This window comes from Streptomyces canarius, from assembly GCF_014650735.1.
GTDB lineage: Bacteria > Actinomycetota > Actinomycetes > Streptomycetales > Streptomycetaceae > Streptomyces > Streptomyces olivaceoviridis.
Window position 1 is genome coordinate 1 of record NZ_BMVN01000178.1, and the last position, 1,325, is coordinate 1,325.

At 67.0% G+C, this 1,325-nt stretch carries 1 pseudogene; it reads left to right on the forward strand.

What is annotated here, in order from left to right:
- Nucleotides 1-1,325 (forward strand): annotated as a pseudogene (locus tag IE294_RS46690) (hypothetical protein); the annotation flags it as partial.

Sequence of the window (1,325 nt, forward strand, 5' to 3'; positions counted from 1 at the left end):
GAGGCGGACAAGTTCGCCGATTCCGGCAAGGCCGAGAAGGTCAAGGGGGCGGTCGACGGCAAGGTCACGGACGGCAGGAAGGCCTCGGCGAAGGACATCGAGACCACGACCAAGGCGGCCCCCGACACCTCCAGGGCCAAGGAGAAGCAGGTCGTCCCGCTGCGCCCGGACCAGCCTCCGGCGAATCCGGGTGCGCCGAGCGCCGCGGACGCGACACCACGGCAACAGCCGCCCGAGGTCACGGACTTCTCACAGGGCCCGAGGAAGACCGACCAGCAGATGGCGGACGCCGACGTCACCGAGGAGCAGCTGGCCAGGAGCAACGAGCCGGAGTTCACCGCCGCACTGGGGGAGAAACGGAAGGCCGAACAGCACTCCGCGACGGCTCCGGCCCAGGCCCGTACCGCCGAGAAGCAGCAGCTGGCGACCGCCAAGTCCGGCGCGGCGGCGTCCGGTGCCCAGGCGATGTCCGCTCTCACCGCGACCCGTAACGCGGCGGGCAAGCAGGTGGACGGCGGCAAGGGCGAGGCCAAGTCGAAGGACGAGCAGAAGCGGGAAGAGGTCACCGCCAGGCTCCAGAAGGTCTTCGACGCCACCCAGAAGGACGTCGAGGGAATCCTGGAGGGCCTGGACGGCAAGGTCGACAAGCAGTTCGCGGAAGGCGAGAAGAAGGCCCGGGACGCCTTCAACACCGACCAGAAGCGCCGGATGAAGGCGTACAAGGACAAGCGGTACGGCGGCTTCTGGGGCCCGGCCAAGTGGGCCAAGGACAAGCTGATGGGCATGCCGGAGGAGGCGAACCAGCTCTTCCAGGAGTCCCGCAAGCTGTACGTCCGCATGATGCAGGGCATCATCTCGTCCATCGCGGACACGATCGGCACCGACCTGGGCAAGGCCAAGGCCCGCATCGCGAAGGGGCGCGCGGAGCTGAGGGCGGAGGTGGACAGACTCCCCGCGGATCTACGGCAGTTCGGCCAGGAGGCGGCCAAGGACTTCGCGGGCAAGTTCGACGACCTGGAATCAGAGGTCAACGACAAGTCGAAGCAACTGGTCCAGACCCTGGCCCAGAAGTACACCCAGGCCCTCAACGCGGTCGACGAGGAGATCAAGAAGCTCCAGGAGGCGAACAAGGGCCTGGTGCAGAAGGCCGTGGACGCGGTCGCCGGGGTCATCAAAACGATCAACGACCTCAAGAACCTCCTGATGGGCATCCTGGCCAAGGCCGCCGCCGCGATCACGAAAATCATCAAGGACCCGATCGGCTTCCTGGGCAACCTGGTCCGCGCGGTGGGCGCCGGCCTTCAGCAGTTCATCTCGAACATCGG